Here is a 26083-nt window from a genome sequence, read left to right as displayed (position 1 = left end):
AAACGAAGAACTGACACTGCATGTATCTAATTTCCGAGCTAGCCAACAAGGTGAATGTCTCCCGTACGACTTTGCTTTATTACGAGAAGATCGGGCTTATCAAAGGGCAAAGGCAAGATAACGGATACCGACGGTATAGTGAAAGCGATGTGCAGCGGTTGCAATTGTTGCAACAGTTACATCGTGGTGGTTTGACGTTGAAAGAGTGCCATGCGTGTCTGAATGGTGATTTAGACAAGCAGACATTGGAGTCAAGACTTGCCCAACTTGAGCAAGAAATTACGGAAAAGACGCAAGCGAGAGATCTGATTGCTGGCTTGTTAGGAAAGCACTCTCAAAAACAGATTCACGAGTCGATGGTAGAAGTAGCGCCTGATGCCCACCATCAATGGTTGCTGCAACAAGGTTTTAATGAAAAAGACGCCCTTAGGGTAAAATGGTTATCAAAAGACATGACGACACACGAGCAATACATGCAAGACTTCATGAAAGTCTTTGAAACACTCGAGCGCTGGGGGCCAGGCGGCGAAAGTGAAACGCTCAAAGCCCTTTCTATGGTTTCAAGCGGTGCAGACAACATTTTAGAAATTGGCAGTGGTAAAGGACTCACTACCCTCGCTTTGGCAAACAATACGTCCGGTAAGATTACCGCGATAGATAACGAGCCTGTGGCGGTTGAGAATCTGGCAGCTAAGCTCGCCACAGAGAATATCGAAGATCGCGTTTCGGCGGTATGCGCATCAATGACGGCTCTGCCTTTCTCACCAGATAGCTTCGACCTCATCTGGGCAGAGGGTTGTGTTTACATCATGGGTTTTGAAGCCGCCCTGAAGTCATGGAAGCCACTGATCCAAAAAAACGGCTATCTGGTCGTCAGCGATTTAGTCTGGTTAACCAACTCACCAAAACCCGAATTTACTGAGTTTTGGAAAAGTGAATATCCAAACATGGTGAACATGCATACGCGAATTGAACAAGCTCAAGCGCTTGGCTATCAAGTGTGTCAGCACTTCACTATCAGCCCTCAGTCTTGGGACAACTACTGGCGACCGCTTGAGCAACGGGTCAATCAACTTCAAGCTGACATGCCTAAATCACAAGCTTTGGCTGACATTCTTCATGAAATTGGCGTTTACAAACAGCACCAAGGCGATCAGTTCGGTTATGAGTTTTTCATCTTAAAAGTCTAATCTTCAAGGGGCGAAAGCCCCTTCCCTATTGCTTCTACTGTCACGCTAGATTAACGTAGTGCTTTGATTTAACTGTTTCAATTGGAAGAACAATGTCGTTTAGCTGGATAGCTTTTACTCTCCTCGCCGCTCTTAGCCAGTCGTGGCGAAATGCATTTCAAAGTAAGTTGAGTGGCTCACTGAGTGTTGCGGGTACGACACTGGCTCGTTTTCTCTTTGGTAGTCCTATCGCTCTGCTCTATTTAATCGCGCTGTATCAATGGCAAAGTGCCCCTATTCCCGAAGTTACAACCTCATCCGTGTTCTACATCGTGGCTGCGGCAGTGATGCAGATCGTCGCCACTGGCCTAATGGTGATGCTGTTTAAGCTTGAAAACTATGCGATTGGTGCAGGTCTTGCCAAATGTGAAGCCCCTGTTTCGGCTATCTTTGGCACCTTGTTCTTTGGCACCGTACTTTCACTTTCAGGTTGGGTTGGTGTATTACTGGGTGGCATTGGTGTACTTATCTTAAGCAGTCCAAATGGTTGGCGCAGCCTGTCATTAAAGATCGTTGCCCTTGGCTTATCATGTAGCTCCGCTTTTGCTTTAACGTCACTATGGATTCGCGAAGCAAGTTTAAGCTTAAACTTACCCTTTCCGCACAGCGCCGCGTGGGTACTTTTCCTCGTTATTTTTCTTCAAACCTTGATGATCTTGACATACATCATGCTAAAAGAGCCGAACACGATCCAAGTGATGAAAACCAAACCAAAGCTTATCGTCATGACGAGCTTAACCAGTGTCATTGGATCGCTTGGTTGGTTTAGTGCGATGGCACTGCAAGCCGTGCCGTATGTAAAAACACTAGGACAAGTCGAAGTCATCTTCATGATCCTCATCTCCTACTTCTGGCTGAACCAACGCATGCGCTGGCACGAAATCATCGCGCTCTGTTTTATCTCCGTTGCTGCCATATTTGTGATGTGGCAATAACCCTTAAACGTCTCCCCCTGATTAAAGTTGCCTATTAGCGATAGATTTCTTATGGTGCTCTCTAGATAACAATAAATTAACAACTAGAGAGCCACTATGTACCCATTCTTTAGACTTGCTAAAACCATCTACAACGCTAGAAAGCAAACTCTTGTCTCATACTCTCATCAAGATGAAATCGAGTTCTACTGCCACCCTTGGGACATAGACATGTTCATGGAAATGAACAATGGACGAATTCTGACACTTTACGATCTCGGTCGCACCGCTCTAGGCTACAAATGTGGTCTTATGTCGACATTAAAGAAAAAGCGCTGGGGATTAGTGGTCGCTGGCAGCTCGGTTCGTTATCGCAAGCGCGTTCGAATGTTTGACAAAATCACCATGAAAACCCAATGCGTTGCAACGGATGACAAGTGGCTCTATCTAGAGCAATCAATGTGGGTAGAAGGCCAACCTTGCTCTTCCGTTCTCATTCGCGCGGGTGTGACCTCGAAAAACGGCGTCGTTCCTCCACAGGAAGTGATCAGTGCATCCGACTCAAGCTTCGACCATATCACCATGCCCCAGTGGGTCAAAGAGTGGGTAGATTCAGAGCTGCATAGACCTTGGCCGCCAACCAATGATCAAGTCATACTCTCTTCTGAAGCAGAGGTGAACTAGGCGAGTTTTCAATATTGCACTAAGCCTTAGCTCACCCTTTCGACAAGATGAATAGATATGCAGGGCGTAGAATACCAAATGCTCTGTGCTACTCCTCTTACAGTGACAGTCAAAAGGGCGTAGGTGAATATAAAGTCAAGGCGTATTAATACAATCTTATTAATTTGTAAATGAAACATAAATAAATAATCAATAAAAACATAACGTTACCGGCCTAGCTTACTTCCGACTCATTTAAACGGAAGTAGATCAATGATAAATCCAAGCAATAGACCCCTTGTGCTCTCGGCACTGACTATGGCCATACTCGCTGGCTGTAACGAAACGAATACCGAATATGTCGATGTTGAACGTGAAATCGCAGAGAGCATCGATTCAGGCCCTTATGGCTGTACCGATGAAGAACTAGAAAGCTCTCCAAATAAGGACTGTCGTCTATACATCAAAGGTTCAATGAACAGCTGGTCTGCTCCACCCGAAGCACAATTTCACTATCAAGGTGACGACCTTCATATTGCCCTCTTCAAAATGGAAGCAGGAAGTTACTCCTTCAAGATTTCAGACCCTGAATGGAGTGCAGAGCGAGACCTAGCGATTGGTGCCGAGTTTGACAGTCAGGTCACTACTGATGTCCTTTACGAGCTACAACGTAAATATGATGACCATAAAAATCAGAACATGGATATCGTTGTAGATGGCCAAGATCAAATCTATAAATTCTCTCTTGATGCGACCAGTGGAATAAACAATCCAACGCTATATATTGAGAATGTTACTGAAGCCGATGTCGAAACAACGAGCAGCAAAATATACCTGACGGGTAACTTCAACGAGTGGGATACATTGGATAGCTACGCGTTTGATTATGTTGGAGCAGGTAACTATCAGGTCACTGCCTCCTTCGAACAACAGCAAGATATACAGTTCAACCTTGTACAAAACCTAGATGGCAAAGAGCTTATCTACGGTGCACTTAAGAATCAGCTGATTGACCTCAAAGAAGGTGCCTCTGCTCTCACCACTTACCCTGGTGGCGTGATGCATGCGTCTGTGGATGCCGGAACGTATATATTTGGTATATCTACCTTAGGTGACGGTCAACTTGCTGTACCAGTCTCAATTTCTAAAGTCCGCGCTCATTCAGGTTATGACAAGTTAACCACACCAAACACCGAAATTAATATTGGTGCGGATGGCAGCACACACGCATCAAGTTATGACTGGAAAGTAGATTCAGAGGCTGTTCGCTTGGTCGATGATGCTCGTTTCGTTGATCCTACATTCCGCCAGTTAGCCACTGCAGACTCAGAAGGTCGCTACCAAGTTCAGCTAACAACCAACAAAGATACTCACTCAGAAACTATCGATACTCACGAAATTGATGTTGTATCTGTCGACGAAGCCAATAACGTGATTCTGATGATCGGTGATGGAATGGGTTACGCTCAGCTCGATGTCACTCGTGCATTTAAAGGTGAAGCGCTATTTATGGACTCGGCACCACATCGTGGCCAAATTCACACAGCGAGTGCCGACACTCTGGGTTATGAAAAACTCGCAGGGTTAGGTATGAACTACTATACCGACTCCGCAGCGGCCGCAACAGCAATGTCGACAGGTGTAAAAGTGGTATCTGGTACCATCGCTCAAGCGCGCCCTGGTGATGGCTCCGACCTAGAAACGATCTTAGAACACGCACAAAAAATGGGTAAATCAGTCGGGGTTGTCGCCACATCTCACTGTGTTCACGCAACCCCAGCGGCCTTCGTAGCACATGGGCCAAATCGCAACGATTTCGCTCAACTGTCTGACAGCATGTTTGGCGATGTGCAGCCTAACCTAGCCATCTGTGGCAGTAAGCAAGTTAAAGATGTCGATGTCATCAGCCAAGCTGCACTGGCAAATGACTATACCGTTGTTAAAAACCGTACCGACATGCTGGAAGCCATCAACAGTCTTCCAGCAGAAGACGCTGGTGCAGAGATCAAGTTCGCAGCGATCTTTGGTGAAGATGAAATCCCTTATGTCATTCCTTCGGACCACCAGCAGTCAAATGGTTGGAGCTATGAGTCTCTAGATATCCCTCATATTCAAGAGATGACTGAAGTTGCTATCGATGTTCTTTCTCGTAACCCCAATGGCTTCTTCCTTATGGTTGAAGGTTCACAAATTGACTTTGCGGGTCACATCAACGATGAAGAGCGTTTAATTCATGAAACACTCAAGTTTGATGACTCTGTTGAAGCTGCCGTTAATTGGGCTGAATCACGTTCAGATACGACGGTCATCGTAACCGCTGACCACGAAACTGGCGGCCTAGAACTCGTGAAAACAAACGGGACGGGCGAAGTGCCAGAAGTAACTTGGTTCTGGGGTAACCACACCAATGTCCCTGTGCCAATGAAAGCTTGGGGATTAAACAGCGATGTTGTTCATGGTCGTTCCGTCGATAACACCTCAGTTCACAGCATCATGCTAGGCTCGATGCCAGCGAAATAACCGTCAAATAAGGAGCCCCGAGCACTCGGGGCCTTTTACTTATGAAAACACGCATCCTCATTATCTCGCTAATAGGCTTAGCGATATCTGGCTTTTCTCACGCAAGCACCAAAATACTGCCGTGGACAGAACTTGTCCCGTTAAGTGAGCGCAATCAACACATTGAGACAATGATAAATCATGATCTATCGCTTGATGAACGTGCACCACAGCAGCTTATTGGAACGATGGTCAGCGACCTAAACAACACACAGCAAACTGTCGCTGGCTTTGTTGTTCCTCTAGAGATATCCGGCAATAAGATACAACAGTTTCTTCTCGTGCCATTTTTTGGTGCCTGTTTGCATGTGCCGCCCCCTCCGCCCAATCAGATAATTTTGGTCAATCACACCATTGACTACGTTGACCCATGGGAGCCTGTTGTTTTGGATGGGACATTAAAAGTAGAGCAACACACTCAAGATTCTATTCAAACTGGCTATCGACTGAACGTCACCGGTAATCTTCGCAAGCTACAAGATATCACTCTCTAGCATCACTCAGACAAGTTCCGTCTTGTCTCATCTCGGTAGATCAGGTTATGAATGACCTACCGAGAACTCTACTCGCATAGTGCCTCAATAGACTATAAAATAGACCACTTAGCTCGACTTGGTTCCAAACTACTTATGTCCTCATTATTCCATAAAGTTAAACAATTCGTTCAAGAAAACCTCGATTTCCAAGGCCGTGTCTGGGTGGTCAATGTCTTTGAAGGACCTAATAAAGGGGAGTCTTTTATCGTCAATGAAGACAGCTTTGAACGCCCGTATCAGTGGATGAAAAACAAAGGCTATAGTGACGAGATGATCGCCAAAATCGATTCCATGGCTCGCTCTCAAGTCAGTATCTTCAATCTCGGTGAAGTAAAGCATCGTTTAATGCGCGTCAAATAATCTGGTCAGAAACAACATTAGCCATTTAGACGTCTAGACATTGACAAGTCCAAAGGTGAACGCTACTCTGCACGCCAATTTTATTTGGTTAGCCTGTTCACATGTCCTCTTTTGATAATAACAAAGCAACGGTTGCTCCCTCAGCAATCGCGCTATTGCCTTTACTTGTCTTTCTCGCCCTATTCATTGGTGTTGGTACTTATCTAACGATCCAAGGTGTCGATTTCGCTTTCTATCAGCTGCCAGCACCTATTGCCGTGCTACCAGCAGTTGTACTTGCTCTATTGCTGAGTAAAGAGAAATTAAACCGCGCCATTGAGCAGTTTCTTAAAGGTGTTGGGCATCCAGATATCATCGCAATGTGTATGATTTACCTACTTGCAGGAGCATTCGCCACCGTAGCTAAAGCCTCAGGTGGTGTTGATGCCACTGTGAACTTAGGTTTGTCTGCTATCCCTACGAGTCTGATTCTTCCGGGTATTTTCCTCATCTCTGCCTTTATTGCGACCGCAATGGGCACATCGATGGGTACCATTGCAGCCGTTGCCCCTGTAGCACTCGGTATTTCCGAGTCAGCTGGCATGAGCCTTTCTCTGACCGCGGGTGTCGTATTAAGTGGTGCAATGTTTGGCGATAACCTATCGATAATTTCTGATACCACGATTGCAGCAACGCGCTCGCAAGGTTGTGAAATGCGCGATAAGTTTAAAGAGAACGTAAAGATTGCAGTGCCAGCCGCTCTGGTCGCTATGGCGATTTTTGCCTTCAATAGTACTGCAACGCAGGTACCGCAAACTGAGTCCGTAGAATGGCTCAAAGTACTGCCTTATCTCACCATTCTTATTTTGGCGGTATCAGGCGTCAATGTTTTCGTGGTACTCACCATCGGCATCTTGTTCGCGGGCACCGTCAGTCTGGTTTCCATTGATGAATACGCTTTGACTCAATTTGGTCAGGATATCTATGAAGGCTTTGGCAGCATGCAAGAGATCTTCTTGCTGTCCATGCTAATTGGTGGCTTAAGTGAACTGATGCGTCGCCAAGGTGGTCTTGCCTTTCTTACCGAGCTTGTCAGCAAAGCGATTCGTAAGTTTGGTTCATCACACAGCCGTCAAGAAAATTGCCGCGCGAGCGAACTGGGTATTGCTGGTTTGGTATCGATGGTGAACACATGTACTGCAAACAACACAGTGGCTATCATCGTCTCAGGTGGCGTAGCGCGTGAACTTGCAGAAACCAACAACGTGTCACCACGACGTTCGGCAAGCTTGCTCGACATTTTCTCCTGTGTCGTTCAAGGTATTCTGCCATACGGTGCGCAAGTGCTTCTGCTTGGCTCAATATTCGGCTTATCGCCGTTGGCTGTCATCTCAAACTCATACTACTGTTTTGCACTGGCGATCTCTGCCATCGTGTCTGTATTTATCAAACAGAGTGCAGTAGCAACCGAGCATCAAACCGAAAGTTAACGAGACCATAGCCAAGGCTCGCTACCGAACCTTGGCTACTGCCTCTTTGCTAATCAGCTTTGGCTTTTGAATGACCCCATCCTCGTAAAGCGATTTAGTCCTCTCCCACTCCGAAGGTAGCCTTAATGTGTTCACCTTAAGCGAGTAAATCACTATGAGACAAACCATCGCCATTGGCGCTCTCGCACTGCTTTCTATATCAAGTGCATCCGCCAATATCATTGTCGATACAAAAAACGTCGATCAAACACAGTATCACGCTGACCTTTATGAGTGTCAGCAACTCAGTCAACAAACGGATGCTCGGCAAACCGACAGCCTAGGGAAAGACATTGTTGGCTCAACCGCCAAAGGCGCGGCCTTGGGCGCAGCGGGCAGTGCGATTGCCGGAGGCAGTGGTTCAAAAGGAGCCAAAGTCGGTGCCGGTGTCGGTATCATTGGCGGCGCTTTAAAGCATGGCGCAGAGAAACGCCACAACCAAGCACAGCATAATATGGATGTGCAAAATGTCATGCGAAACTGCATGATTGGCCGTGGCTACAAAGTGCTAAATTAACTATTTATTTCAATGAATTAATTGGTCAAATATGCGAAAGGGGCATCAATGGATACCCCTTCATTTTTAACCGTTAATAAATCAAGGTGTCGCCCTAGATTTCCGGCATCGCTTCGCATTGTTCTCTAAAAGAAAGATAACCAGTGACGAGCTGCTCTGCTGACAGAGGGTTGGCTTGATGTTCATACAGTGCCATCTCCTGACGAACCCTATCTACATAGTGATAGTGTGTCGAGATCATCCCCCTAAACAAACTGGGATTCCCCATCATCATTTCACGTATCTGCTTGTCGTTGATCTTTTTGATGTACATGGCCGAGATCTCCCTGTTCCTTGTTGCTTCCGATGCCAATCTGGAAAGAGTCGTTTTTTGAGCATTTGCTTCAAACTTATCTTTGATAGCACAATAATCGCCAAGCCTGAATAGTAATTCAGGACTTGACTGATCTAGCTCAATATTTAACCAGTTAGATATGACCAAACCGTCTCATCGGTTAAGTCGGCATCGGCTATGCACGGCTGACAATATAGTCAACAATCTCTTCATCCGAATGGATGTCCAATGGCGAATATAGCTGTCCTTCGGTGTCCAAAAGATCAACACGCTCTTGAGCAGATTGATACAAACCCACAACGCGGTCAGCAACTGCTTCCATTGGGTCAATAAAACTGATGTTCGGGAAGCGCCGCTCTAGAGACTCTCTCACCAGAGGGAGCTCTGTACAACCCAAAATAACGCTCGTCACACCTTGCTCTACAAACTGATTAATCGCTTTGCTCAACAGTTCCGCATTGCGTTCAAACTCACCGGCTTTGATACCGTTCGTTTCACGAATCGCTTGTCCACACGCTGTTTTCTCACCGGTCACTTCGCCATAAATGGCACTATGAACATAGTGTTCTTGTGAGTCGCTATCTGGCTTAACGTAAACTAGGTGGGCTTGGTCTAGGTAGGTATCATAGATACCAGAGTTATATGTGCCGTTAGTGCATAAAATACCGACTACAGATTCTGGATCCTGTGCTTTAATTTGGTCAACCGTTGTTTTCAGCATATCAACAATATAAACATCAGTTTTTGCTTGCACGCGCTCTCTAAAATAGTGAGCAGTATTGCATGTCATTACCGCAAATTGTGCGTTCACTTGCTCAAGCAGTTTTGCTGATTTTACCATCTCATCAACAGGGTCTTTACCACCCTCGTTGATCGCTTCTGAGCGATCTGGAATATCTGGGTTTTTAACCACGATCATACCCATATGATCTTGGTCTTTCAGTGCTCCGTGCTTAATCTCCATTTTCGCTACGATGTCTTGGAATAATGCGTCAGCCTCAGGGCCCATATTACCAATCACACCGAATCTTACTTTTTTCATAACGCATTCCTCTCAATCGTGTTCGAGGAATACGTTAATGCAGCAAAAGTGATTGATTAAATCCAATATGAAGGATCAGATCATTCACATGGAAATCTCTGCAACCAAAACCTTGTAAACTATAACTGGTCAACCAAATCGAGAGCAGCATCAACATCACCACTCTCGATTGAAGCTCTCAGTTGCTCACGAAGTTCTTCATCCTTACTCGTTGTTTGCGAGTGTACAACTGAACGCTTAGTTCCTGAAAGTGTAAACTCTGCAGATATTATCCCTACAGAGTCATGCTCTACATACATTGTCTCTTCTTTATTGGTGTTAGGGCGAAGCGTAACCTCTGTTTTACCCTCAAGATCATCTTCTGACGTATAAACAACAACAAAATAAGGAGATGAAGCGCTTGGCAATAAGATGTCTGATTCGATTTCTTGGCGATAGCTATCCGTTAAGCTAGATGGAATGACACTAAAGTCGTGATTATGAGCATCAAAAACAACGTTCCCTTTTAAATCAATAACCTTATAGGAAGGTGCGTAAACTGTCTTGCCTAGGTATGACTTCAATGTGAGTTTAATCTGTTCCGCATCAGTCTCGACTTTATAAACAGCGACAGGGCTTTGAATTCCATACGCATCAAGATATTGACTTTGCCTTGTAATTTCAATTTCTTCTACGGCTTCAGGTTGTAATGGCAGTGCCTGTAATTCCAACATCGACTCAATAGTTCTATTACTTTCCTGTCGCGTATACTCTGGCTCTTCGAACATGTTAGTAATATTTGAACAACCAACAACCCCGGCAAGTATGGCGCCAATAATTAGTTTCTCTCTCATTTCAAATCAACCTTAACATAATCGTGTATCAACAAACTGTACATTTGGCACGCCAAAAAAACAAAGTGGCAAACCAAAAACAGCGACTATCGCACACTTTTGGTTAACCAGGTTTCAATTTTCCAATAACGACAAACAGTATTAGCCCCCCTAAAACACACCTTTATCCTCTTGGTTCTGCACTACGAACCATCGGTTTTCCTCAAACACAATATCATGCAAACCATAGTTGAAATTAGATACTTTGTTTCAATCGTAAGCACTGCATTTGTTTACTATTTTCATGGATGTATTCAATATCATTGAGGTAGGCTTGAAGGTGACCTTGTTCTATATTCTCAGCAAAGGTGACATTCCCTTCCTCTGCCTCACGGCGCATAAATGACACGAGAGCACCTAGCCTCTGAATCATCACTTCCGCCAATTGTTCTCTTTGGCACTGAGTTGCGCCATAACTGTCACAAAAAACACGAGCTCTCGATATCTGCTCTGATAGTGTACCTAACTTATCATTACTGTCAGTTTTAAACGGAGCCCAACAATATACTGAATACGCCAGATCCCACACCCTTGGTGCTGGATGTGCCGTGTCGAAGTCGAACACACCAACAACGGTGTTATCTGATAGCGCCACGTTGTAGGGAGTAAAATCACCATGGCAGATAACCTCAAAAGGCTCTCTTGGTTCAAGCATCCATTGCTGGTTATTCACATCAATCTCATTCAGTAACGAAACGGTCGAGTCGTGTATTTTGCGCAGCAATTTGCCCGCAGAGACGAGTGCTTCATGTGACACAATTGCACCCACTAATGGATAGTTGTAGGTGTCCCCTTCAACAAAACTTAAGGCTTCTCGGTTTTTGCTAACACCAATAAACCTGGGGATCTCATTTACACCCGATTGCTCTAGATGTTGTAGTATCTGATGAATAGTGGGGCTCCATGGCTGAAGCGGTCGGTATACAACTTCACCCTCTCGATAAATTGAGGATGCCCTTCCGCCTGATAACTCTTCCATGATAGTTCCTTATTTTACTAACGACTTGGAGAAGTATACCCGGTGGTTGTCGCTACCACTTCAAAGCCACGCTTTGCTACGATCGGCTTACTCATATCCGAAGCGTCAATGATGAGATATTTCGCCCCTCTGGATTTTGCTTCAGCAATACGCTTGTTAAGCAGCAAACTGTAGAAACCCTTTCCTCGATATTCTTTGACCGTACTTCCCCCCCAAATTCCAGCAAATGGGCTGCAGCTATTAAACGTCAGCCAAGCAGAGGCCACTGGCTGATTGTCGACATACACAACATAAATCGACACGGATTCAGGTGAATACTGTTTTAGGCTCAACAGATAGTGGTATTGCCACTCAAAATCTCCACCCCAACCTGTTCTTGAACTCTGATTGCTTCACGAATACCTTTGCTATCCGTCACCTCTGTGATCAACAAATCATCAAACGGTTCGTCAACAGCCTTTGCTAACTCCAGAACCATAAATGATTCGGACTCTTCTTGCTTAAAACCATTGGCAAGTAACACTTCACCGATATTACTCGGCACATCGGTGCTGTATGTCTTCCATTCAAAGTACAAATTACGCTCGTCAAAGTAAGCGAGTTGCTCTCTAACAATGGATTCTGTGCGACTTTCACCGAAGTTGAAGAATGAAATGTAACTCCCATGACGGTCTTTCGATACGAACTTAGTTAGATTGCTATCTGATTCTTTCACGCCATTGAAAGAGTTAATCAGTTTTCGCTCAACCTCATTGTACTCTTGCATTACATCGTCTTTGTTCATTTCTGTCCTTATACGTCGCTGACACATGTTAGATATACGATCCGCTAGGTTAGTTTATTATGATGTTTCAGGCTGAAATTTCATTGTGATTTCGTTGTCATGCTGGAGAACTCTGGTGAAACCAAAACTTTCATATGACCTGATTGCTGCTTCGTTGTCGGTGTATACCGTCAACGTTAAACTATCTTCATGACGGCTCTGAAGTATTGACTCAGCTTTAGACAAAAGAGCTTTACCTATTGACTGACCACGACATTCAGGAGCAACAAACATTTGTACCAGCTCCAATGACTGTGCCTGCCCTTGAGAAAGCAAGCCACACAAGCCTACGAGTTTCCCTTCACACAACGCACCGAGCACAACGTGGTTTCTACTACCCGTTTCGAGCACTTCTTCAAAAAACAATTTAGATAACTGAGATTGCGTTTGATAGTCAGAGCCAAATGCTTCGGGGTTTTTGCGTAAGCTTTCTAGGCGTAATTCTCGATACGCCCTACTATCCTCAGCCTTCAAAACCTTGTATTGAACTTCCATATTTCCTCGTCTAAACCTAACGCTAAATTAAGCAGCGTCCATTAACGACACCATTTTCTAGGGCTTCTAGCAAGGGCATTCTCACCAATTAGGTATCTGAACTGACACGTACCACATTGAGCTGTTCACTAATTGCAGGCGCTTCAAAATACTGAGTGACATGATGAAACACCTCTTCCGTATCAAACATGGCTCGTTCTGGCTTCTCAACCCGACGTTTAGCAATGTGAGATAAACACGCCTCGTCGCTGAGGTCCAGATACCACAGTTCATGCTCGCTCTTTACTTCATGACATAATAATTTAAACCAAGTTCTCTGCTTTACGGTATTTGCGGGAAAATCCATGACAACATTAACCCCAATACTCAACAAGCTTTGAACATGGCTTTTAACGAATGGCTTAATGCGATTTGAATACTTAATGTATTCGTCAAATGTTGTGATTTGAGTGGGGAAGTGAGCCGCCAACCAATCGTCTTCTGAAATTAAAACGGCTTTCTTTTCCGCCGCAACAACCCTAGACTGAGTCGATTTTCCAGCGCCCATCTTGCCACAGAAGAAATACAGCTTTCCCTGGCTTTGCATGTGTTCCTCCTTCACTCTGGATGTCTTGCTAAGTTGCAGCTAGCAAACCCTACTTGTGTTGCTCTGTACCTTGCAGATGCTCTGCATATTTTTTAGAAATGAGTTGATGTATGTGCAGTCCTGTTTTGCGAACAAGAAATCAATCTACTGCAGCCAAAACAACTAAACCAATGATAGTTCCCATCAACAACCCTCCTTGCAAAGACAATGATAACTCTATCAAGTTTACAGTGAAATTTATAAGTCTAAGAATGATTTATGAGAGCCAATCAATTCATTTCTGTATTCTTTCACTTATTGACGCTTGCTTATGTACCTATACCAATCAGAAGCAATTCAGTCCCCCAATACAATCCCTTCCCTTCTCGGATCAGCACCACCAATCATCTGACTTTCCTCAAACACAATTCCATGCAAGCCTGAGTTGAGGTCACGTACGTTAGTTTCAAACCCCATCTTTTCTAGCTCTGAAATCAAGTCTGTCGCGGTTGTGTTGATTTCGATATCAAATGTGCCAAAACGGTTAACCATGTTGGGATAATCTATCGCTTGTTGAATATCCAGTTTCCAATCGATATGAGCGATGAGGGTTTTGAGCACATAACCAATGATTTGTGAGCCACCGGGAGAGCCTATTGCCATGTAGGGTTTGCCCTCTTTCATGACGATGGTGGGTGCCATTGACGATCTTGGGCGTTTGCCGGGTTCGACTCGGTTGGCGATTGGGTAACCGTTACTATGAGAGGCGAATGAGAAGTCGGTGAGCTCGTTATTTAAGATGAAGCCGTTGCTCATCAATCTTGAGCCAAAACCATTTTCAACAGTGCTGGTTTTAGACAACACATTACCGTATTGGTCAGCGATAACGATGTGGGTGGTGCTTGGTAGCTCGATAGATTGATCGTCGGCTTGAGCAATCGACTGCTCCCAACGAGGCATGCCCGCTGAGACTTGGCTCAGTGCTTTTCCTTCGGTAATCAACTCTGCGCGTTGCTTAAGATAATCTTGGTCGAGTAATCCGCTCGGCATTGGTACATAGTCGGTGTCTGCTATGTATCGACCTCGGTCTGCAAATGCGAGTCGTGATGCGTCACCGATGATCTGCCACGCTTTCGCGCTGTACGGGCCCATTGCTGCGATATCGAAATGTTCTAACATCCCAAGTGTCTGCCCGACAGTAAGTGCACCAGAACTTGGTGGCCCCATGCCACACACTTCATACTGATGGTATGGCGCGCACACTACATCACGCTCAATCACTTTGTAGGTGGCAAAATCCTCTAACGCCAATACGCCGGGGTTATCCTCGACAGAGTTCACTTTATTGACGATGGCTTTAGCAATCTCTCCATAGTAGAAAGCATCGGCTCCGCCTTCTGCAATTGCCTTCAATGTATTTGCATAAGCTCCATTTTCCAAAAGGTGACCTTCTTGCAAAGGCGCGCCGTTCTTATCCATAAAATACTGCTTCGTTTCAGGGTAACGTGCGAGATACTTTTGGTCTCGTGCAATGGATGCCGCCATTCTTTCGGAGACGGTGAACCCATCTGTGGCTAGATTGATTGCAGGCACAAATAACTCTGACCACTTCTCTTTGCCGTACTGTTGATGCATGGCTTCCAGCAACTTCACTGTGCCCGGAGTTGCGACTGAGCGTCCCCCGACCACCGCATCAAAGAACTTGAGTGGTTTTCCGTTTTTATCCTGAAACAGCTCTGGCCTTGCTGCCAGAGGTGCGGTTTCTCTCCCATCAAATGTCGTCAGTTGTTTAGATTCAGCATCAAAATAGACCACAAACCCACCGCCACCAATGCCTGATGATTGCGGTTCGACCAAGCCTAAAACTGTTTGTACCGCAACCATGGCATCAACTGCGGTTCCACCACGCTTTAATACCTCGTAACCTGCTTTCACGGCCTCTGGGTGAGCTGCGGCCACCATATATTTATTTGTCATCACGGCTTTTTTAGTCACAACCTGACTGGTGGCTTCTGGCGCCACGGAATCCGAGACCTGAGTGCTCGCCCACACGCTAAATCCACACAATGTGAACGTTGCTAAGAGTGCCGTTTTCTTCATTCTTCTTCCTTGCTGTGCGCTTGCCTGTTAGCAGTATAGTGCAACGATAAGCACCTCATAGATATAGATAATTTAGAGCATACTCATAGTTAGCCAAAGACGCACCATCAACAGTTTATCTTCGTTACAACTTGTGCCATGCTGAAACAAGTGCATAACAAGGACAACATATGTATGGACAGTAACACCCCAAAACTCTCTTTAAGGACCATTGAGGCCAAGGATTATCCTCAGCTAGCAGAACTGATGGATTTGGTATTCCCCGATGTGGGCGGTGCTTGGCCTCGTATCACCATTATGGATCTCATTCACCAGTTTCCTGATGGGCAAATCTGCATTGTCGACAACGACAAAATAGTCGGTGCCGCACTTACCATAAAAGTCGATTACAACCGCTTCTCGCTGCCTCATATTTACACCGACATCATCACTGAGCAAAACGTTATTCAAAACCAACCCTCTGGTGATGCGATGTATGGGTTGGATGTTTTTGTCCACCCTGACTATCGTGGCTTGCGCTTGGGCCGTCGCCTTTATGATGCACGAAAAGAGTTGTGTCGAAATAAGAACTTCAAAGCGATCCTTACTGGTGGGCGTATCCCTTGCTATCACAAGTACGCTGATAAACTCTCAGTGACTGAATACATTGACCAAGTGAAACGTCGCCAGCTACATGACCCTATTCTCTCTTTTCAGCTCGCCAACGATTTTGATGTTAAACGCTTAATGCGTAACTACTTACCGGAAGATGAAGCATCTAAAGGCTATGCGACATTACTAGAATGGGACAACTTCTTCTATGAAGAGGACATCCAATCTGTCCATGATATTGAGAAAACCTTGGTTCGCATTGGGGTGATTCAGTGGCAGATGCGTGCAGTGCGTGACCTCGATGACTTGATGGATCAGGCGGAGTTTTTTGTCACCTCACTTTCTAATTACAAGGCTGACTTTGCTCTGTTCCCTGAGTTCTTCAATGCACCACTCATGGGCTTGCAGTCAGACCAAAACTCGGTGGAAGCGATTCGCTTTTTGGCGAGCTTTAGTGAAGAGATTAAAGCACGTTTTTCGCAAATGGCGGTCACCTACAACATCAACATCATTGCTGGCAGTGTGCCGGTTTTCGAGGACGGGAAACTGTATAACGTTGCTTATCTTCTTCATCGTGATGGTCAAATCGATGAGCAGTACAAAATCCATATCACACCTCACGAAGAGAAAGATTGGGTAATCGATGGTGGCGACAAAGTGAAAGTCTTCGATACCGATTCTGGGCGCGTGGGTATACTTATCTGCTACGACAGTGAGTTCCCAGAGCTGGGTCGTATCATGGCAGAGCAAGATGTACAGATTATCTTTGTGCCATTCTGGACAGACACCAAAAATGGCTATCAGCGCGTCAGGATATGCTCGCAAGCACGAGCGATTGAGAATGAGTGCTATGTGGCGATTGGGGGCAGCGTTGGTAATTTGCCTCGAGTCGATAACGTTGATATTCAGTATGCCCAGTCAGCCGTGTTCTCTCCGTCAGATATCTACTTCCCGCATGATGCGACGCTGACGGAAGCGAATGCCAACACTGAGATGATCATCTTTGCCGATGTCGATCTCACCAAGCTCAAACAGTTAAATACTGAGGGCTCTGTAACCAACCTCAAGCATCGTCGAACGGATATCTATGGGACGTTTATAAAACCAGATAGCGACTAAACCAAGACAGGACACCACATGAGATAGGTGTCCTGTTCATTACCTTCTACATTTGGTAGGTTATTCCCAAACTCACTCCGTAGCCAGAGTTTTGGACATCGACCTTCACCTCTTCCCCTAAAATTGTTTCATTAAGGTACTTTCTTGCGTAGTTTTCCTTGAAACCGGCAAGATCAACCTTCAAATTTTCAGTCAGTTGATAGCCCACACCCAATCGATAGCGAACATCCTCACCACCAAATGCATCAATGGCTTCGTCAATACTCACACCCGCCATCACGGTGACATCGTGCCATTGATACTCAAGCGAAGTGGCAAGCCGTTTGCTGTGTTGTGAGCCTTTCAATAAACCGATAAAGTCCATGTAGTCATCATATTGAATACTTTTACCCTTCCAACGAGAAAGGCTATAAGTGTTATGCCAAATGAGATCGTCTACTAGCTCTAAACTTGCATACACACTCGTGATTGACGGTAAATCAAAATCGATATTGTCATCACCAAATTGCGTTGCGAAACGATGTGTTGCTGCGAAAGACACCTTGTCATTTGCTTGCCAAGTCGCACTCAGTGCACCACTCCAACCACTTGTTGTTCCACTCTGAGAGCTTAGTGAGCAGCCACGCCAATTACACTCCGTCCTCTCAAGCGTGTAATCTGCGTATTGGTACTCTAGCGTACCCGCTACGCTCACTTCGCCAAACTGATAGGCCACACTCGGGGCAAAAGAGACGACGATAGGTCTAACTCGTGCCTCATCTATCGATATCAAAGGTGGAATAATCGGGAGCTCTGGTACCGAGATATCCGCTGCTGTTCGACTATAAGCAGCCAGACCAAAATACCACTTGTCAGTTAACGGTGTAACAAAGAAGCCCGCTGGAATTGGATCGGATTTTGAGTAGTTAGACTTGTCACCAAAGATGTCATAGTCGGTATCGACTTGGTAACGGGTAACGTTGCCAGTGACAATTGATGAATCAAACTGAGTCATACTCGACGGAGCAGTCGCAAGAACACTCGCATCCATCGCCCGAGCACCGTTTGCGCTCGCTAAGGCACTGTTTGTGGTTGAAGATTCCCAGAAATTAAGACCCGTTGCGTGAGAAACGGTTGAAGCAAAACAAAACGACACGACAGTAAGACGTTTTATGTAAGGCATGATTGTGAGCCAAATGTAATGAGTTGGCGCATGCTAGCATGCGCCAGAAAATAAGCGAGTAAAAACGGCTACATTCACAATAATTCTTACACCTTTTTATAAGCCTTTAAACCTAAGAAAAGTCTGTCGCTTATTTGTGCGTTAGGTTGATGTCTGAGAAGCTTACGTCAAAGACTTGCCCAGCATATTTTGCTGCAGGACGGAACTGTGGGTAGATACCGGCTTTAAAGTAGTACGCCACCTCACCTGTAGCCCATTCGTTCACAAGTAACACATCGCGACCATCACGATCTTGCGTTGTCTCGCCCCAGTTTAGTGTGCGTTCTACTTTGTTTGAACCGTCTGCATCACGAGTCATCAAGTAAATAGCTTTATCATCGACCGTGATTTCATAGCTCCACTCATCGCCTGCTTGATACTGCCCCATTTCAACACTGAACGACCACAGGTCACAACCTGTGGTTTTTGCCAGCTCGCTGTTACACGATTTATTATCCAAGAAGAAGTCTTGGTTTAAGATCACGCGAACGGGTTTATCGTCGCCTTCCCATTGCAGCTTAACGAGTGCTTGTTTGACCTTCCAGCCATGAACCTGACCCACCACGACTTTCGGCATCTCGTTGGTGACCGCTCGGTCTGGGTAGCTATCGATACGCAATGTAGACGCTAATGTATGCGTTGAAGTGCCTGTTGCTTCGTCGTTAATAAACCATGATGTGTTTGCCGTCGATGTTGAGCAAGGGTTTCGACTTTCAGCATCCACATTGAAAAGCTCACGCAGCTCACTGCGAATATAGTTGGAGTTTTCCGTTGTGATGCCACGCCCCATGTCCGCTCTAAAATGCGCGCGTCCATCGACAACTTCGAAGTAAGCGGCATCACTCAAACCCTTCACCGCACTTTGTGAGCTTAGAACATCACGTCTATCGTTACATTGTGCCGGGAGCAGCTCTGCAGCAGTGCCTGCCTTCCCTGAGCCATAGTAATCGAGCTGACTATCAGGAATCGTGATCTTCCAAGGGCTAAGGTCGAAAGAAAGAGCGTCTCCGCTCGCACTCATTGCTGGCGCAGCGATCAGACCACACACAGCAAGCGTTGATAAAGCCATCTTCATCTGGGGGATGTCTCCGAAATATAAAAATCTAAGGAAGGGCCAGAACTCATTGAGCCTTGATGAGCCGGCCCTTATAACCGGTAAAGCAAGAGACCACATCAACTTGAGTGGGTTTGCTTTATTTGTATTATTTTTGCCGTTGGAAGATTACGCTAACTTGGTGGACGAAGAACAATGGATTCGCTGTATTTTGTGCACTTTCACTAAGTTTTACATTGCTCTTACAAAGCAGAGTCAGCGTCATTGGCGTTTAATAGCTTCTGGATTTAAGCTGCTTCTTCCAGTCAGATAGAAAGTTTTCTAGCGGGGTCAACTTTACCTCACTTTTCTTTTGTTGTTCGAACGACGCCTCTTGGCGCTCTTTTTCACGATTCTCCCGAATCCAGTCATGTACAACTTGATGCCCTTCCGCATTCTCATGTGCTTTCGTCATTTATTCGACAACCTATTTCTTGGGGGACAATAGACTATTTCAACGCCTAAATAACAGTAGGTCAAAACGCGACAAACAGCGTTTGAAAATCAAAACGGAAAGCAATTTTACTTACACCCAAATGCCCCATATTTCAGCAAGCACTTCTCGAATTAGTTCACAGAGCGAACGAAATGTTAAATTAATGTTATCAGAAACTTATACTAGAGCAATTGCTGTTAATTTGATCTCGATTTTTGAAAACTTTGCTTGCATTTATGTCGAATAAATAGACAATAACACCCGTTGATTGAGTAACACTTTCGTGTATGGATACGGGTTACACCTATTCGAGGTTATAAAATGAAAATTGCTCTTGCGTTAGTTTGTCTTACCCTTTTTGGCTTTACTTCTATCGAACACGCTGATGCTTTCGCTGCGGGATCTATCGTCGCACTTTTATCATTAACGGCATGCTATTGGGTCGCGTTTCGTCCTACTAAAGTACCTGAGTTCGCACTTGGTCTTTTGTTCCTGGGCCTAATGACCAAGCTGATGATTACGTCTCTTGGATTGTCTGTGACATTCTTAACAGAGCTAGCTTCATCACCAATGGTGGCAGTCATCGCCTACTTCTATACCTCTGTAGCCGCGACCATTTATTGGTATCGCCACCGTCAAACGCATTCAAATACAGACGGAATGGTTTAAATACTCAACTGCCAGATACAAAAAGGGCGAGAGAACCAAGTTCTCTCGCCCTTTTTTCATTTTGTGAACTCAGAGAATGGCCTTCATTCTCAATAGGAAGGGTTATTTCGCTTGTTCTTGCTCGGCACTGATTTTTGCGTAGGTATGAAGGAGCTCTGTAAGTTTCGTGACCCAACCAAACGCGTCTTGTGGACGATTTGCCACAATCGGCTCGACCTGCTCACAGTGTGTTTTCAGTGAAATAGCGCGTTCTAAGTTGAATGAAACCGCATAAAAATGCCAAAGTACTAATCGAGTCATTCGCTCGCTGTTTTGGTTGGCGTTGTCTGAATCATCAAACGCTTGTTGAATCTCACTTAAGGCAATAGCCGTCATACGAAGCGTTGCGTCCAATTGAGCAGACATCATTCGCTCTTCACTATCCACCTCTTCTTGTTCAAAGGTGAACAGCTCACTCATCGTATCTTCTGGCACCATGCGACTGATCATACGCAAGCTAAACTCTTCGAGCTCCTCACGTGGCATCTGGTTTAAGCATTCAAAAGTGTAATCAGGAATCATGATGTGGCTCTGTTTGATAATGAGTTAGGGTGCTGAATTAAAAAATAAACAGCACCCTGTGTCAAATGCAATAGCGGAGTTCAGAGCTTCAGTGATTAGCTAAGCTTGAAAACCGCGACTTTGTCACTCAACGCTTGAGATTGCGCGCTTAAGGTGTTTGACTCACCCAGTGCATTGGAAGCTACATTCGCTAAGTTGTCTGAACCCGACTTAAGCGCATTGATATTACAACTGATATCTTGAGTCACATGACTTTGCTCTTGAGCCGCCGTTGCGATTTGTGCCGCCATATCACTAATAAGCTTAACGCTCTCGTTGATCTCATTAATCGCGTCAGAGGCATCTTCCGCATTCGCTACCGAATTGGTTGCGAGCTGAGAGCTAGACTCCATCAATGACACTGCCTTAGCCGTGGTTTTTTGAAGAGTTTCAATCGTTGACTTGATCTCTTCGGTGGAGCTATGGGTGCGTTGTGAAAGTACTCTCACTTCATCAGCAACGACAGAGAAGCCACGGCCTTGTGAGCCTGCACGTGCCGCTTCGATCGCCGCATTAAGCGCCAGAAGATTGGTTTGTTCTGCAATCTCGCGAATCGTCGCCAGAACCTTTGAGATGTCATTCGCATAGCTATCAAGATCGGAAATGACCTGATTCGCTTCATTCATCTCCTTCGCTAGGTTATGGATCGACTCCTTAGTTTGAACTACCAGCTGGTGACCACTTTGCGTGTTCTCTGTCGAGCTCAGTGCCGCTTGAGCAGTATTATCGGCATGAGAAGCAATCTCGGTTGTGGCAGACGACATTTGCGTCACTGCCGTGGCGATCATCGCAACTTCCGACTGCTGGTTGACCAACACATTGGTGGCTTGCTCGGCACGAGTCGCGCCTTCTAATGAGCTTTGAGTCAGAGTATTAGCATCATTACGGACTTGAATAATCAGCTGCTGCAGCGTATCAATAAACGTGTTGAACTGTTTTGCTAGTTGGCCAATCTCATCGTTCGACTCCACGTCCAACCTTTTCGTTAAATCACCTTGCCCACTCGCGATGTCATTCAAAGCGTGGCTAATATTTCCTAAAGGTCTGAACAAGCGCGTGCAAATCAGGTTAAAGATAGAAATACAGATAAGTAGTACTATGAACACACCACCCATTCGCTTCATCGCGGCCGTTTTCAACGGTGCGATTAGCGCATCATGGTCAATAACCGTCACCGTCGTAAACTCTGTGTCCGGAATCGTTTGAGCCACGAGAAGGAGATTGCCTGCTGAAGATTCAAGCAAGCTCAGGCCATTGCCTCGTATCGCTTGTTGGATACTTGAGTAAGAAACGCCTGTAACGTCTACCGACTGATTAAGAAGCGACACGTTTTCATGAACAAAAACGTTCCCTTTTTGGTTAGCCATAAACGCCACACCATCGCTAGGTAACTCAATGTTGTGCAGACCTTCAATAATATCGCCAATTTCAACATCTGCGCCTAAAACCGATTGTCCTTTGGATGTGTGTACAGTCTTACCCATAGAAACAACGTTTGCACCTGTTGCAGCAGCCACCGTCGGCTCATCAATAAACACACTGTTTGGCATCTTAAGCGCGTTTATGTACCAGCCCCACTCTCGCGGATCATCATTACCAGGCGGAAGTACTACACCATTTGCGTTTTGCTGCGACCCATCAGCATAAGCCAAAAAGACATTATCAAACGCGCCAGAATCTCGTACTTGCTCTAAATGAGACAGCACGCTTTGTTCTTGTATCGTGCTAGGCAGAGCTTCTAGTGTTCGTTGCTTAGAAGCAAGCCACCCTGAAACGTAGTGATTGTAACCCTCAACACTCGCGAGTAATTGAGATTCAGTATCACGGTTCAGTTTATCTCGTGCAGTATTGAAGTTGACGACTTCCAACACGGAGATCCCGCATATGATCGTAAGGCTTGCTGACAGCGCAAGTTTGTTCTTTAAGGTGAGTCTATTTAGCATGTGAATCGCAATCGTTAAACGTATTTAGAGATGTTATTTTGAGGTCTTATACCACATCTATAACTAACGACTTTGATTTCAATTGTATTAAGTTGTTAATCGGTTTGCTATGCACCAATCACTAAACCACATTTGCAAAAAAGCCCCACTTCCGTAGGATCGTGAGGCTTTTTGATTTATGTCGCTGTCATTTAGAAAATTAGGTGCCCACAAAGAGCGATAATTGGCAGCGTAACTAAAGTACGTAGGATGAAGATTGCGATGAGTTCAAAGATATTCACCGGGATTTTACTCGATAGAATCACGGCACCCGTCTCTGACATAAAGATCAACTGTGTAATCGATAGCGCTGCGATAACAAACTTAGTGAGGTCACTATCAATGGCTGACGCTGCGATGATTGAAGGAACGTACATATCAGTAAAGCCAACCATCACCGTTTCTGCTGCCGCTGTCGCTTCAGGCAGGTTCAGTAAGTCTAGCACTGGAACAAACGGTGCGCCTAACCAAGTAAATAGCGGTGTTGTTTCTGCGATAACCAGTCCGACAGTACCCACAGCCATGACCACTGGTAGTACACCAAACATCATATCTAACGCGCTTTGCAGACCTTCTTTTGCAACGGATGAAAGGCTCTTCACTTTGCTTGCACGCGCGATGGCGAGTTGGTAACCGTACCCGACTGTTGTTTGTCCTTCTGGTACTAGCTCATCGTTTTGCTCTGGTTTAGAACCGTCAATATAAGTATCTGCTTTGTAACTTAGTGGTGGGAGATACTGAATCACCATCGCCGCGATAACGCCAGATAAACAGATAGTTAGGTAGAAAGGAACGAAGTAGTTTTCCAGACCGACCTGCGTTAATACAACCAGTGAAAACGAGATACCTACAGGTGAGAACATGGTTGCTACAACCGCCGCTTCTCTTGCTGTATATTTCTTCTGCTCGTACTGTTTGCTTGTCAACAACACACCAACCGTACCATCACCCAACCAAGATGACATGCAGTCAATAGCCGCTCTGCCTGGTAGACGAAATATTGGGCGCATTAATTTACTTAGCAGCGTACCAAGGAGCTCAAGCAGACCAAAATTAAGTAGTAAAGGAAGTAGCAGGCCAGCAAAGAAGAAGGTGACAAATAGCGACGGCAGCAGGTCGTGAAGTACCAACCCACCAGTGTCACCACTCCAAATAAATTCCGGACCAATTTGATGCAGAGCTAACAGGGTGAATACTGCACCCAAAACTCTGATAGCCACCCAAACAGGCGATAGGACAAACAGACGAGTCAATAGTTCTGAGTTCTTTACAAACGCAGGTTTGATGACATTAGCGACCAAAGTCACCAACGCTGAGAAACAGATAATTGCTGTTACTGTCGGCAAAATAGCCTCACCAAGTACCGATTTAACGCCTTTCGCCATCAAAGCCAATGGGAATGTGAAATTACCATCAATGCTCAGTGGTGCTAAGAAAAAGAACAAGCCCAGTAGGGATGGAATGGCAAACATCAACACATTTCTCATTGTGTTTTGCTTAGTTTCTATTGTTAGTGTATCGCTCATCTACAACCTCACGATGAATAATTATGCTCAAATCAAGCATTTATTGTCATTTGTGTGCAGTGTATTTAATCGCAAAACATATAGCAAGCCCTTTATTGCCTATTTATGCACATATTTAGGGTAAATACACACACCAAACCAAAACGACACCTTTATCATCCTAACGATGGATCAAATGCAGAACAAAACACCACCAAGAACAACACAAACCAACCTCAGGCAGCCCACAAAAACAAAACAACCTTCAAACAGCCATTCAAAAAATGAAACCTTTTATTAGGATTGCACTGTGAGTGCATTTAACAACTGACACGTTTGTTTTAATGACTCAGTATTGATGAACGTGGAGAGTGACAATAATCATGATAAAGAAGCTTGGCCTATCAATCGCCAGTGCTGTCAGAGCAATCATCACTGCACTGACCAAAACGAATGACAATTTAGACAATGAAGTTGATTCGGTATTACAAGCGATTGGTGGTATTGAAAATTTAGTCCATACGGGAGCGTGCGCGACTCGATTGCGCTTGGAGTTAGTGACTACGGAACTCATTGATCAAGACGCGTTGAAGAAGCAAGGGGCGTTTGGGGTCATTGTTTTAGATGAACACTGCGTTCAAATAGTCTTTGGCATGAAGGCGAATATGTATTCACAAATTATTGAAGGTAAAATGAGTCAATTATCGCTAGGTTGAGGAGTCCCCCCCCCTCAACCGATAAAAGTGCTTAGGCTAACCTTGAGGGTTGCAACCTAGCTCATCATAATGCGAAGCTAAACTCCGAACTCAGACTTAATCTGCTCAACCCAGTGGGAAACTCGCTCATCAGATAAGCTGGCTTGATTGTCTTTATCGATCACTAAACCAACAAAAGCGTCTCCGTCCAGAGCGGTCGATTCATTGAAGGTATACCCCTTCGCGGGCCAGCGTCCAATGACGTCTGCTTCAGCGTCACAAACATAATCATAAAGCTCACCTAAACCATCCACAAACTCATCTGGGTAACCAACCTGATCCCCTAACCCAAATAGAGCCACCGTTGTATTTGCTAGATCTAGCTCTTCATTGTTGTCCAAAAACTCTGCCCAACTCTCTGATTCACACTCGACGGCGAGCCCTGGTAGCTCCCCTTCACCCAATGTGGGCGTGCCCAGTATGAGCTTGTCGTAGCTTTTCAAAACCTCGGCATCTACGCGATTAATGTTTAAGGGCTTGTCCGCTAAGTCACCAAGTTGCTGATAGATCTGTTTAGCGATCTTTCGAGTGCTACCTGTGTCTGTTCCAAAGAAAATTCCAATTTTCGACATACTCATCTCCCTGAGATTTTTCTTAATGTTGCTACTTTAGATGTTCTGCAATACTCATTCCGGC

The 26083-nt window shown here is 45.2% G+C and carries 27 protein-coding genes; 11 read left to right on the top strand and 16 right to left on the bottom strand.

Annotated elements, in window-relative coordinates; genetic code table 11:
• The first annotated feature begins 20 nt into the window (after window positions 1-20).
• The 8 genes from GT360_RS06580 to GT360_RS06545 all read left to right on the top strand — a co-directional run bounded on the left by GT360_RS06580 (window position 21) and on the right by GT360_RS06545 (window position 8286).
• Window positions 21-1190, top strand: coding sequence for a MerR family transcriptional regulator (locus tag GT360_RS06580; protein WP_164648106.1), 1170 nt, complete (start codon window positions 21-23; stop codon window positions 1188-1190).
• Between the two features lie 92 nt (window positions 1191-1282).
• Entirely contained in the window at window positions 1283-2164 is an 882-nt protein-coding gene (locus GT360_RS06575; RefSeq protein WP_164648105.1) for a DMT family transporter, read from the top strand.
• Between the two features lie 96 nt (window positions 2165-2260).
• Window positions 2261-2827: an acyl-CoA thioesterase gene (locus GT360_RS06570; protein ID WP_164648104.1), complete on the top strand. Its 567-nt coding sequence runs from the start codon at window positions 2261-2263 to the stop codon at window positions 2825-2827.
• 252 nt (window positions 2828-3079) lie between these two features.
• Window positions 3080-5326, top strand: coding sequence for an alkaline phosphatase (locus tag GT360_RS06565; protein ID WP_164648103.1), 2247 nt, complete (start codon window positions 3080-3082; stop codon window positions 5324-5326).
• Between the two features lie 41 nt (window positions 5327-5367).
• On the top strand, window positions 5368-5859 hold the full coding sequence (locus GT360_RS06560; RefSeq protein ID WP_164648102.1) for a DUF3299 domain-containing protein: 492 nt from the start codon (window positions 5368-5370) through the stop codon (window positions 5857-5859).
• Between the two features lie 135 nt (window positions 5860-5994).
• Window positions 5995-6261, top strand: coding sequence for a hypothetical protein (locus GT360_RS06555; protein ID WP_164648101.1), 267 nt, complete (start codon window positions 5995-5997; stop codon window positions 6259-6261).
• Window positions 6262-6362: 101 nt separating this feature from the next.
• Window positions 6363-7730, top strand: a complete 1368-nt coding sequence (locus GT360_RS06550) for a Na+/H+ antiporter NhaC family protein (protein ID WP_164648100.1) — start codon at window positions 6363-6365, stop codon at window positions 7728-7730.
• A gap of 154 nt (window positions 7731-7884) precedes the next feature.
• Window positions 7885-8286: a glycine zipper family protein gene (locus tag GT360_RS06545; RefSeq protein ID WP_164648099.1), complete on the top strand. Its 402-nt coding sequence runs from the start codon at window positions 7885-7887 to the stop codon at window positions 8284-8286.
• A gap of 94 nt (window positions 8287-8380) precedes the next feature.
• On the opposite strand, the gene GT360_RS06540 is transcribed toward GT360_RS06545, so the two are convergent.
• The 9 genes from GT360_RS06540 to ggt all read right to left on the bottom strand — a co-directional run bounded on the left by GT360_RS06540 (window position 8381) and on the right by ggt (window position 15496).
• Window positions 8381-8599 (bottom strand): hypothetical protein, encoded by a 219-nt coding sequence (locus GT360_RS06540; RefSeq protein WP_164648098.1) that lies wholly within the window; start codon window positions 8597-8599, stop codon window positions 8381-8383.
• A 196-nt stretch (window positions 8600-8795) separates the two neighbouring features.
• Complete coding sequence (locus GT360_RS06535; protein ID WP_164648097.1) at window positions 8796-9662, bottom strand: aspartate/glutamate racemase family protein; 867 nt, start codon at window positions 9660-9662, stop codon at window positions 8796-8798.
• Window positions 9663-9781: 119 nt separating this feature from the next.
• Window positions 9782-10495: a MalM family protein gene (locus GT360_RS06530; protein WP_164648096.1), complete on the bottom strand. Its 714-nt coding sequence runs from the start codon at window positions 10493-10495 to the stop codon at window positions 9782-9784.
• 235 nt (window positions 10496-10730) lie between these two features.
• Window positions 10731-11513, bottom strand: a complete 783-nt coding sequence (locus tag GT360_RS06525) for an aminoglycoside phosphotransferase family protein (RefSeq protein ID WP_164648095.1) — start codon at window positions 11511-11513, stop codon at window positions 10731-10733.
• Window positions 11514-11530: 17 nt separating this feature from the next.
• The gene (locus GT360_RS21880; RefSeq protein WP_239502600.1) at window positions 11531-11815 is read right to left on the bottom strand and encodes a GNAT family N-acetyltransferase; all 285 of its coding nucleotides are present in this window, start codon (window positions 11813-11815) and stop codon (window positions 11531-11533) included.
• Window positions 11816-11841: 26 nt separating this feature from the next.
• On the bottom strand, window positions 11842-12297 hold the full coding sequence (locus tag GT360_RS21875; protein ID WP_239502599.1) for a hypothetical protein: 456 nt from the start codon (window positions 12295-12297) through the stop codon (window positions 11842-11844).
• Between the two features lie 57 nt (window positions 12298-12354).
• Entirely contained in the window at window positions 12355-12831 is a 477-nt protein-coding gene (locus tag GT360_RS06515) for a GNAT family N-acetyltransferase (protein WP_164648094.1), read from the bottom strand.
• Window positions 12832-12919: 88 nt separating this feature from the next.
• Window positions 12920-13417, bottom strand: coding sequence for a P-loop nucleotide/nucleoside kinase family protein (locus GT360_RS06510; protein WP_164648093.1), 498 nt, complete (start codon window positions 13415-13417; stop codon window positions 12920-12922).
• 336 nt (window positions 13418-13753) lie between these two features.
• On the bottom strand, window positions 13754-15496 hold the full coding sequence (gene ggt / locus GT360_RS06505; protein ID WP_164648092.1) for a gamma-glutamyltransferase: 1743 nt from the start codon (window positions 15494-15496) through the stop codon (window positions 13754-13756).
• 174 nt (window positions 15497-15670) lie between these two features.
• Here ggt and GT360_RS06500 point away from each other — a divergent pair, with 174 nt between their 5' ends.
• Window positions 15671-17206 (top strand): bifunctional GNAT family N-acetyltransferase/carbon-nitrogen hydrolase family protein, encoded by a 1536-nt coding sequence (locus tag GT360_RS06500; RefSeq protein WP_164648091.1) that lies wholly within the window; start codon window positions 15671-15673, stop codon window positions 17204-17206.
• 46 nt (window positions 17207-17252) lie between these two features.
• On the opposite strand, the gene GT360_RS06495 is transcribed toward GT360_RS06500, so the two are convergent.
• The 3 genes from GT360_RS06495 to GT360_RS06485 all read right to left on the bottom strand — a co-directional run bounded on the left by GT360_RS06495 (window position 17253) and on the right by GT360_RS06485 (window position 19915).
• Entirely contained in the window at window positions 17253-18368 is a 1116-nt protein-coding gene (locus tag GT360_RS06495; protein ID WP_164648090.1) for an OmpP1/FadL family transporter, read from the bottom strand.
• A gap of 130 nt (window positions 18369-18498) precedes the next feature.
• Window positions 18499-19482 (bottom strand): polysaccharide lyase family 7 protein, encoded by a 984-nt coding sequence (locus GT360_RS06490; RefSeq protein ID WP_164648089.1) that lies wholly within the window; start codon window positions 19480-19482, stop codon window positions 18499-18501.
• Window positions 19483-19732: 250 nt separating this feature from the next.
• Window positions 19733-19915 (bottom strand): hypothetical protein, encoded by a 183-nt coding sequence (locus GT360_RS06485; RefSeq protein WP_164648088.1) that lies wholly within the window; start codon window positions 19913-19915, stop codon window positions 19733-19735.
• Between the two features lie 342 nt (window positions 19916-20257).
• Here GT360_RS06485 and GT360_RS06480 point away from each other — a divergent pair, with 342 nt between their 5' ends.
• Window positions 20258-20605, top strand: a complete 348-nt coding sequence (locus GT360_RS06480) for an NADH:ubiquinone oxidoreductase (RefSeq protein WP_164648087.1) — start codon at window positions 20258-20260, stop codon at window positions 20603-20605.
• A 102-nt stretch (window positions 20606-20707) separates the two neighbouring features.
• On the opposite strand, the gene GT360_RS06475 is transcribed toward GT360_RS06480, so the two are convergent.
• The 3 genes from GT360_RS06475 to GT360_RS06465 form a co-directional block, all read right to left on the bottom strand.
• The gene (locus tag GT360_RS06475) at window positions 20708-21166 is read right to left on the bottom strand and encodes an exoribonuclease R (RefSeq protein ID WP_164648086.1); all 459 of its coding nucleotides are present in this window, start codon (window positions 21164-21166) and stop codon (window positions 20708-20710) included.
• A 95-nt stretch (window positions 21167-21261) separates the two neighbouring features.
• Window positions 21262-23148 carry a methyl-accepting chemotaxis protein gene (locus tag GT360_RS06470; protein WP_164648085.1) on the bottom strand — a complete coding sequence of 629 codons (1887 nt, stop codon included), beginning with the start codon at window positions 23146-23148 and terminating at the stop codon, window positions 21262-21264.
• Between the two features lie 191 nt (window positions 23149-23339).
• Window positions 23340-24713: a YjiH family protein gene (locus GT360_RS06465; protein WP_164648084.1), complete on the bottom strand. Its 1374-nt coding sequence runs from the start codon at window positions 24711-24713 to the stop codon at window positions 23340-23342.
• A gap of 362 nt (window positions 24714-25075) precedes the next feature.
• Here GT360_RS06465 and GT360_RS06460 point away from each other — a divergent pair, with 362 nt between their 5' ends.
• Complete coding sequence (locus tag GT360_RS06460; protein ID WP_164648083.1) at window positions 25076-25408, top strand: PTS sugar transporter subunit IIB; 333 nt, start codon at window positions 25076-25078, stop codon at window positions 25406-25408.
• A 77-nt stretch (window positions 25409-25485) separates the two neighbouring features.
• On the opposite strand, the gene GT360_RS06455 is transcribed toward GT360_RS06460, so the two are convergent.
• Window positions 25486-26019 carry a flavodoxin gene (locus tag GT360_RS06455; protein WP_164648082.1) on the bottom strand — a complete coding sequence of 178 codons (534 nt, stop codon included), beginning with the start codon at window positions 26017-26019 and terminating at the stop codon, window positions 25486-25488.
• Window positions 26020-26083: the final 64 nt, after the last annotated feature.

The organism is Vibrio astriarenae, assembly GCF_010587385.1.
Classification (GTDB): Bacteria; Pseudomonadota; Gammaproteobacteria; order Enterobacterales; family Vibrionaceae; genus Vibrio; species Vibrio astriarenae.
This window is presented reverse-complemented; position numbering and strand designations above follow the sequence as displayed.

What these genes read in the sequence shown, in the direction of transcription:
- GT360_RS06580 (WP_164648106.1), top strand. Translation starts at nt 21, where the DNA reads ATGTATCTAATTTCCGAGCTAGCCAACAAGGTGAATGTCTCCCGTACG.
- GT360_RS06575 (WP_164648105.1), top strand. Translation starts at nt 1,283, where the DNA reads ATGTCGTTTAGCTGGATAGCTTTTACTCTCCTCGCCGCTCTTAGCCAG.
- GT360_RS06570 (WP_164648104.1), top strand. Translation starts at nt 2,261, where the DNA reads ATGTACCCATTCTTTAGACTTGCTAAAACCATCTACAACGCTAGAAAG.
- GT360_RS06565 (WP_164648103.1), top strand. Translation starts at nt 3,080, where the DNA reads ATGATAAATCCAAGCAATAGACCCCTTGTGCTCTCGGCACTGACTATG.
- GT360_RS06560 (WP_164648102.1), top strand. Translation starts at nt 5,368, where the DNA reads ATGAAAACACGCATCCTCATTATCTCGCTAATAGGCTTAGCGATATCT.
- GT360_RS06555 (WP_164648101.1), top strand. Translation starts at nt 5,995, where the DNA reads ATGTCCTCATTATTCCATAAAGTTAAACAATTCGTTCAAGAAAACCTC.
- GT360_RS06550 (WP_164648100.1), top strand. Translation starts at nt 6,363, where the DNA reads ATGTCCTCTTTTGATAATAACAAAGCAACGGTTGCTCCCTCAGCAATC.
- GT360_RS06545 (WP_164648099.1), top strand. Translation starts at nt 7,885, where the DNA reads ATGAGACAAACCATCGCCATTGGCGCTCTCGCACTGCTTTCTATATCA.
- GT360_RS06540 (WP_164648098.1), bottom strand. Translation starts at nt 8,599, where the DNA reads ATGTACATCAAAAAGATCAACGACAAGCAGATACGTGAAATGATGATG.
- GT360_RS06535 (WP_164648097.1), bottom strand. Translation starts at nt 9,662, where the DNA reads ATGAAAAAAGTAAGATTCGGTGTGATTGGTAATATGGGCCCTGAGGCT.
- GT360_RS06530 (WP_164648096.1), bottom strand. Translation starts at nt 10,495, where the DNA reads ATGAGAGAGAAACTAATTATTGGCGCCATACTTGCCGGGGTTGTTGGT.
- GT360_RS06525 (WP_164648095.1), bottom strand. Translation starts at nt 11,513, where the DNA reads ATGGAAGAGTTATCAGGCGGAAGGGCATCCTCAATTTATCGAGAGGGT.
- GT360_RS21875 (WP_239502599.1), bottom strand. Translation starts at nt 12,297, where the DNA reads ATGAACAAAGACGATGTAATGCAAGAGTACAATGAGGTTGAGCGAAAA.
- GT360_RS06515 (WP_164648094.1), bottom strand. Translation starts at nt 12,831, where the DNA reads ATGGAAGTTCAATACAAGGTTTTGAAGGCTGAGGATAGTAGGGCGTAT.
- GT360_RS06510 (WP_164648093.1), bottom strand. Translation starts at nt 13,417, where the DNA reads ATGCAAAGCCAGGGAAAGCTGTATTTCTTCTGTGGCAAGATGGGCGCT.
- ggt (WP_164648092.1), bottom strand. Translation starts at nt 15,496, where the DNA reads ATGAAGAAAACGGCACTCTTAGCAACGTTCACATTGTGTGGATTTAGC.
- GT360_RS06500 (WP_164648091.1), top strand. Translation starts at nt 15,671, where the DNA reads ATGGACAGTAACACCCCAAAACTCTCTTTAAGGACCATTGAGGCCAAG.
- GT360_RS06495 (WP_164648090.1), bottom strand. Translation starts at nt 18,368, where the DNA reads ATGCCTTACATAAAACGTCTTACTGTCGTGTCGTTTTGTTTTGCTTCA.
- GT360_RS06490 (WP_164648089.1), bottom strand. Translation starts at nt 19,482, where the DNA reads ATGAAGATGGCTTTATCAACGCTTGCTGTGTGTGGTCTGATCGCTGCG.
- GT360_RS06485 (WP_164648088.1), bottom strand. Translation starts at nt 19,915, where the DNA reads ATGACGAAAGCACATGAGAATGCGGAAGGGCATCAAGTTGTACATGAC.
- GT360_RS06480 (WP_164648087.1), top strand. Translation starts at nt 20,258, where the DNA reads ATGAAAATTGCTCTTGCGTTAGTTTGTCTTACCCTTTTTGGCTTTACT.
- GT360_RS06475 (WP_164648086.1), bottom strand. Translation starts at nt 21,166, where the DNA reads ATGATTCCTGATTACACTTTTGAATGCTTAAACCAGATGCCACGTGAG.
- GT360_RS06470 (WP_164648085.1), bottom strand. Translation starts at nt 23,148, where the DNA reads ATGCTAAATAGACTCACCTTAAAGAACAAACTTGCGCTGTCAGCAAGC.
- GT360_RS06465 (WP_164648084.1), bottom strand. Translation starts at nt 24,713, where the DNA reads ATGAGCGATACACTAACAATAGAAACTAAGCAAAACACAATGAGAAAT.
- GT360_RS06460 (WP_164648083.1), top strand. Translation starts at nt 25,076, where the DNA reads ATGATAAAGAAGCTTGGCCTATCAATCGCCAGTGCTGTCAGAGCAATC.
- GT360_RS06455 (WP_164648082.1), bottom strand. Translation starts at nt 26,019, where the DNA reads ATGTCGAAAATTGGAATTTTCTTTGGAACAGACACAGGTAGCACTCGA.